The organism is Thermoplasmata archaeon, assembly GCA_036395115.1.
GTDB lineage: Archaea > Thermoplasmatota > Thermoplasmata > RBG-16-68-12 > RBG-16-68-12 > RBG-16-68-12.
The window spans coordinates 22,575-29,001 of record DASWDU010000004.1 but is presented as its reverse complement, the minus strand read 5'-3'; the positions used below and the strand labels follow the sequence as shown (position 1 = coordinate 29,001).

Annotated in this window: 8 protein-coding genes; 4 read left to right on the top strand and 4 right to left on the bottom strand. The window is 64.2% G+C overall.

The window, feature by feature from the left end; genetic code table 11:
- From VF992_00700 to VF992_00690, 3 genes are all read left to right on the top strand, one after another.
- Window positions 1-311: hypothetical protein (locus VF992_00700; GenBank protein HEX9339682.1), on the top strand; the 311-nt coding region annotated here is incomplete at its 5' end.
- A gap of 53 nt (window positions 312-364) precedes the next feature.
- On the top strand, window positions 365-1,057 hold the full coding sequence (locus VF992_00695; protein ID HEX9339681.1) for a hypothetical protein: 693 nt from the start codon (window positions 365-367) through the stop codon (window positions 1,055-1,057).
- Window positions 1,058-1,177: 120 nt separating this feature from the next.
- Window positions 1,178-1,807 (top strand): class I SAM-dependent methyltransferase, encoded by a 630-nt coding sequence (locus VF992_00690; GenBank protein HEX9339680.1) that lies wholly within the window; start codon window positions 1,178-1,180, stop codon window positions 1,805-1,807.
- Window positions 1,808-1,840: 33 nt separating this feature from the next.
- Here the strand turns inward: VF992_00690 and VF992_00685 are convergent, their stop codons facing one another.
- From VF992_00685 to VF992_00675, 3 genes are all read right to left on the bottom strand, one after another.
- On the bottom strand, window positions 1,841-2,419 hold the full coding sequence (locus VF992_00685; protein HEX9339679.1) for a hypothetical protein: 579 nt from the start codon (window positions 2,417-2,419) through the stop codon (window positions 1,841-1,843).
- A gap of 487 nt (window positions 2,420-2,906) precedes the next feature.
- Entirely contained in the window at window positions 2,907-3,206 is a 300-nt protein-coding gene (locus VF992_00680; GenBank protein ID HEX9339678.1) for a hypothetical protein, read from the bottom strand.
- A gap of 102 nt (window positions 3,207-3,308) precedes the next feature.
- Window positions 3,309-3,929, bottom strand: coding sequence for a hypothetical protein (locus VF992_00675; GenBank protein ID HEX9339677.1), 621 nt, complete (start codon window positions 3,927-3,929; stop codon window positions 3,309-3,311).
- Window positions 3,930-4,060: 131 nt separating this feature from the next.
- Between VF992_00675 and VF992_00670 the strand changes: the two genes are divergently transcribed.
- Window positions 4,061-5,683, top strand: coding sequence for an acetolactate synthase large subunit (locus VF992_00670; protein HEX9339676.1), 1,623 nt, complete (start codon window positions 4,061-4,063; stop codon window positions 5,681-5,683).
- An 18-nt stretch (window positions 5,684-5,701) separates the two neighbouring features.
- Here VF992_00670 and VF992_00665 read toward each other — a convergent pair whose 3' ends face one another.
- Window positions 5,702-6,340, bottom strand: coding sequence for an ACT domain-containing protein (locus VF992_00665; GenBank protein HEX9339675.1), 639 nt, complete (start codon window positions 6,338-6,340; stop codon window positions 5,702-5,704).
- Between the last annotated feature and the right edge of the window lie 87 nt (window positions 6,341-6,427).

The window sequence follows — 6,427 nt, the reverse complement described above, 5'->3', positions numbered from 1 at the left end:
CGGAGGTCGCTCGCCCCGGCCGCGGCGAAGCCGAGGTCCGCAGACCGGCCGGCACGCTCCGGGCGTTCGCCCGGCGACTCTCCCGAAGCAGCGCGCCGGTCGGCCCACGCGTCGCGCAGGCCGCGCTCGCCGCGGAGCAGTTTCGGGAGCTCGCGGACGCGATGTCCAGGCTGCTCGCGAGCACGGAAGGATTCGACCTCCGCATCCGCCTGAGGCTCGAACTGAGCGGGACCTCCCCGCCGCCGAGGGACGTCGTCGAACGGGCCAACCGGATCCTGAAGGACGTCGACGACGCGCTGGAGCTCCGGTAGCGCACCGCACGACCGATAAGCATAGGACACGTTCCCTCGTTGCCGGGACGACCTTGTCCCTCGATGTCGCGAGCGATCGACGGACCGCCGGGGCCTCGGACGGAGAAGGGCGTCGCCGGCCGCGGCCGCGGATCGAGACGCTCGCCGACCTCATCTTCGGCCTCTCGCTCTCGATCGGCTCGCTCGCCCTCCTCGTCAGTCCTCCGTCGTCGGGCGACGAGATCAACCGCCACATCGTCGCCTTCGGTTTCACGTTCCTCATCCTGATCACGGCCTGGCTCATCTACACGACCTACATGTCCGTCCTGCCGATCGAGACGAAGGCGGTGACGCTCCTCAACGTCGTCCTCCTGCTCTTGGTCGCGGTGATTCCGTACCTGCTCAACACGGTCGAGGTCGTGAATCCGACGCTCACGGCCGAGGAAGCCGACCGCGTCAGCGATTACTCGTCCACCCTGTTCACCCTCGACCTGTCTGGCATCATGTTAATCCTCGCCGCGTTCGCCCACGTGCTCAGCATCGAGGAGAAAGGGCTCATCGCTCCCGAGATCGTCCGGCTGTTCCGGAACGGCAGGAACCGATTGGTGATCCTGGCCGCCCTGATGACGGTCGCCATCGCACCGCCGTTCTGGGAGGTGACGATCGGCGGCGTGCAAGCCCGGATCCTCTGGTGGTCGATTCCGCTGCTCTCCTACTGGATCGGTCGCGCCGTCCGTCCGGAGACCCGGACGTATCGGATCACGTGACCCGCGGTCGAATGGCGAGAGCCCGCTTCACGTATCTTGCACGGTGAGGACGGAGCGGATCCCTGCGTTCAAGAAGCGGTGGACTACCTTTCCCCTTCGGCGGCGGCCGGAAGGGTTAAAGTGCGCGCGCGCGCCATCCCGGCTCCCGGGGTCCGGTCGCCGATGGGTGGCGTCGGTGGATTCGAGAAGTCCTACGTAACGGGCGATACGCCGTGGGACACCGGAGTCCCGAGCGTCGAGCTCATCCGCCTCCTGGAGGCGGGTCGGTTACCCGGCACCACGGTCCTCGAATTCGGCTGCGGCACGGGGACGAATGCGATCGAGTTCGCGCGGCGTGGGTATGAGGTGACCGCCATCGACTTCGCTGGGACCGCAATCCAGCAGGCGCGCGAAAAGGCGCGACGTGCGGGCGTCACCGTTGACTTCCGCATCGGAGACCTGACGCGGGTTGGCCTCGGAGGCCCGTACGACGTGCTATTCGACCGCGGAATCTACCATGGAATCCGCCACACGGACCTGAACGGATTCCTAAGGACCCTCGAATGCGTCTCCCGACCAGGCACGCGTTGGCTGTGCCTCGCCGGAAACGCCAAGGAGCCGACGGACGGCCCGCCAGTCGTCTACGAGCACGAGTTCCGCACGGAGCTCGGTCCGCTGTTCACGTTCCTCGAGATCCGGGAGTTCCGCTTCACGCTGTCCCAGCCGGGCTTCCGCCCGCTCGCGTGGTCGATTCTGATGGAACGCCGGTGACGCTCAACAACGGACCGAACGTCAGCCGCCAATTCAATCCCTCAAGAGCGAACTCAGGAGCCGCGCGGCCCCCCTGCGCCGCCTGGAAGGGAGCGGAGGGGACTTCTTGGTCAGATTGACACCGCGTGGGAGGTACGGGATGAGCTCGGCCTTGTGTGCCCACTGAGAGATCCGCTCGGCGGTTACTTGGGTTTCATCGAAGAAAGCGGATGTCCATCCATGAGCGGCGAACCCTCTTCTTCTTTTCCGTTTCCAAGACTCGACCCCGCCCCTGAACCGCTCCTTGTGCCTCTGGTAGAAGACCTCGACGGCCAAGCGTCGGGACAGGTTTGCGAAGTCGGGATTCTTCCCGCCGATTGAAAGTTTGCCGTCGCCTACGAATTCCAGGGGCAAGCCCAACTCTTGTATGATGCGAAGCAACTTCATTTCAAGCGCACTCGGGGTCCTGCGGGCCAGCACTCTTCTCGCGTACCCTGGGTCCAGCCAGAGTCGTTTGTGAGCCCTGCTGACGGCGGCATTGTGTTCCAGAGTCTTGGGTTTCCCTTTCAACCCCGCCGCTATCTTCGCTTTGTGTTCCAAGGAGAGCGCCCGGCCCACCTTGGCAATTCTCATCTTCTCACGAGCCGACTCCGTCCATGGAAGTCCTCTATTCCATGATGAGGGGAGCTTCTTTCCCCGGTTCCATGCGATCCCAGGACGAGACAGTCCGAGTTTCTTCACTCTCCCGGCAACGCCATCCGAGGAACGCCCGATCGCTGATCCAATTGCAGCGAAGGTAGTTACACGGTGATTCGCACAGAGGTAGTCATCCTCTGCGAGAGTCCATCGTCGGCCCATCTCAAAGCCCGAGTTTGACGGACCAATTCGGCCCGCGCTATGTATCTGTTTAGGGGACCTAGGCGAAACTACTCACCGCCTTCAATGGTTGGACGAACTCGTTACCCACAGTTCCCGGAGGAGCATCGCAAAGTAGCATTCGTTTCTCCTCATTACATTCCGGGGAGTTCACGGAGCCTCCCAGTACCGGACGGGCTCGGCGAGGCAGACGATTCCCTGACGACGGAGACGCCGCCAATTCCGACCGTCCGCGTCGCAACGGTCAAACCTCAAGACGCCCGGCGGACTGCAAGACCGCAAGCGCATCGACCGTGACCCACTCGTTCATCCGCGTCCGGCTGGTCCCTCCCCAGTCGACGTAATCGGCGTTCGCCTCCATCGTCCGAGGACGGACCTTGTAGTGGCGCCTCTCGGCGGGCCAGCCGCCATCGGGTAGGCGCTTGTCTTCGAGGAGATCCAGCGCATCTGCGCAGCGAGGATCCCGAATCCGTCCGATCTGGGCCATGGCCAGCAGTCCGCCGAGGTAGTCGTATTGCCAATAGAGCGGATAGTGGAGGGCCACGAAATCCGGGTGGATGATCCGTCCATTGGTGGCCCGTTTGAACAGCCTCCTCCGAAGAAACACCTCGCTCGCCCGCTCGACCGCCTCGTCGACAGCGGCGGATTAGTGGGTTCGCGCGTACGCCGCCAGAGCGAGCATCGGCAACCTCGTCTCCATGAACGAGGACGTGTCGGCGGAAGGGTGCCGGTCGCAGTTCCACCCCCCGTCGGGCCACTGCCAATGCAGGAGTCGCTCGGCGAGAAGGTCGGCTCGGTCATCGCCGATGCCCAGGATCGAAAGGAAATACAGTGGATTCCCCTGCTGGGAGGCGCACCGGCGGTACCGACCCTCCATCATAGGAACGCCTTCGGATCGATACGCTTCGGCTTCGGTCCGTGCGGCGAACTCGCGGTAGTAGCTCGGCTTCAGCCAGAATTCCAGGATGCGGTCCCGGATCGGATAGAGGCTCTCGTCCCCTACGGGATACCCGATGTCGGCGAGGCTCGCGAGCACCCAGTGGACGCCGTGCCACTTGTAGTAGACCATGCGCGCGGTCCCCGGCCTTCCGAGCCGCTCGCGCCGGGAGAGGAGAGCTCGGACCCGTGGGGAACGACGGACCTCCTCTTCGAGCGCCCGGACCCGTTTCGAGTCCCGTTCCTCTTCGAGGACGTTGACCCGTGTCTTCCAACGGATCGAAGGCTCCTTCGACCGGAGGAGAGATTCAACGACGGCGCTTGCGTCCATGATCCCGGTGGACTCTGAAGAACTGAGGCCGGGAGAAATAGGTTCCGGACCACGACGGCGCCTCGCAGGCGCATGCTCGCGCGCGTCGGTCGTCCACACACCATAAATCGTCCACCGCCAATCCCGTTTGTATGAAAGCCGCCGCGCTCCTCGTCTCCTGCTTGGAGAACGAAGGCGTCCGGTTCGCGTTCGGAATCCCCGGCGAGGAGAACCTCGAGCTGATGGACGCGCTCCGCGACAGCTCGATTCGATTCGTCCTGACGCGACACGAAGGAGCCGCGGCGTTCATGGCCGACGTCTACGGCCGCCTCACCGGCCGAGCCGGCGTCTGCCTCGCGACGTTGGGCCCCGGTTCGACGAACCTTGTGACCGGCGTGGCGGACGCGTTCCTCGACCGCGCGCCGCTCGTCGCGATCACGGCCCAGGCCGATCTGTCGAGGATCCACCGCGAGTCCCACCAGTTCGTCGACATCCTGGAACTGTTCCGTCCGATCACGAAGTGGAATGCCCGCATCGAGAATTCTGCGACCGTGACCGAGGTCGTCCGAAAGGCCTTCAAGCTCGCGGAAGCGGAGAAGCCCGGATCGACCCACATCGAGTTGCCGGAGAATGTCGCCGAGGAGGCAGTGCGGGCGAACCGAACGCCGCTGCCGCGGGAGCGGATCCGCAATCCTTCGCCGGACAAGGCGAGCCTTGACCAGGCCGCGGCCCTGATCGAGAAAGCCGAACGGCCTCTCGTCCTCGCGGGGAACGGCGTGATCCGGAACGGCGCCTCCGAAGAGCTGACGGCGTTCGCGGAGGCGCTGAACATCCCGGTGGCCCACACGTTCATGGGGAAAGGGACGGTCCCATGGACGTCGCCGATGAGCCTCCTCACGGTCGGGGTCCTGCCTCGCGACTACGAGCTCGCGGGACTCGACGCGTCCGACCTCGTGATCTGCGTCGGGTACGATTTCGTCGAGTACGATCCTCGGACCTGGAACCCGCGAGGGGACCGACGGATCGTCCACATCGATTCCCTTCCCGCCGAGATTTCCGCCCACTATGTTCCGGACGTCGAGGTCCCTGGAGAAATCCGCGAGGCATTGCGCATCCTGCGCGAGCGCGGTCGGAAACCGCGGGACGCGGAAGCCGCGCGCCTCATCCGAGAGAAAATCTTGAAACGGTTAGCCTCGGACATAGCGGTTCGCTCGACGAAACGGCTGAAGCCGCAACGCGTCGTATGGCAGCTGCGGGACATCCTGAAACCGGACGATCTCCTCATCTCCGACGTGGGCGCGCACAAGCTGTGGCTCGGCCGATTCTTCCGCGCCATGAAACCGAATACGGTCCTCGTTTCGAACGGGCTCTCGGCGATGGGCATCGCGATTCCGGGCGGAATCGCCGCGAAGCTGAACGACCCGAATCGGCGCGTCGTCACGCTGAGCGGGGACGGCGGGTTCATGATGAGCGTCCACGAGCTGGAGACGGCGCGGCGGGAGGGAGCGGCGACCGTGAACCTCGTCTTCCGCGACGATGGTCTCGGTAGCATCAAGTGGAAGCAGATGGCCAAGTTCGGCCGCACGACCGGCACGGAGTTCGGGAATCCGGACCTCGTGGAGGTCGCGAAGGCGTTCGGAATCCGCGGCTTCCGGGTCGAGCGTCCGTCCGAGCTGGAGGCTGTCGTGGAAGACGCCCTCGAGTCGAAGGAGCCCGCGGTGGTCGACATCCCCGTGGACTACAGCGACAACCCGTTCCTCGTCGCCGGGCGATAGTCTCGGCGGCGGCGTCCCTCAACGGAGGTTCTGGGCGAGAATCTCCATCGCGGGCGTCATGTCGTCGCGATTGAAGAGGAAAATCGTGTCGGTGTAGCAGGACATCTCCTCGACGATGTTGATCCCTCGTGACGCGAGCGCGCCGGACAGGAAGGCGAGGAGACCGGGCGTCTCCTCGATCGTCTCGGGGCTCGTCACTGCGATCTCGACGAGGCCGCGCCTGACGTTGAGGATCTGTTCGGATCGGAGACGCTTCGTGACCCGCGAAACCGAGACATCGTCGACGATGATTACCGTGCCCTGGGATACTTGGATGAGCCGACACGTTCGGTTCTCGTCGAGGAGTTCCTCGACGACGTCGCCGAGGCGCTGGAGGACATCGACTCCTTCGACGACGGTGATCGTGGCGATCTTCGTGCGCGTCTGGATCCGGCTCTTCTGGAGCATCCGCCGGACCACGTCCTCGTTGAATCCGCGCAGCTTGTCCACGGGAAATCGGCGGCATGCTGCGAGGACCGCCTCCTCTCGGCGGATGCCCACCTCCTTGCAGATCTTGCGGGCGAGCGCGGAGTAGTTCACGATCTCCATCTTCAATGCGTCCGAGACGCTCGGGTGGTTCGCAATGTACTCTCGCACCTGCTTCGCGACGTTCGCCACGTCGCCTCGGGAGGAGGTGTCCGATATTTGACAATTTTGTCCCGGATTGACTCAACGATGTCAACATATTGAAGTACGCACCGACGA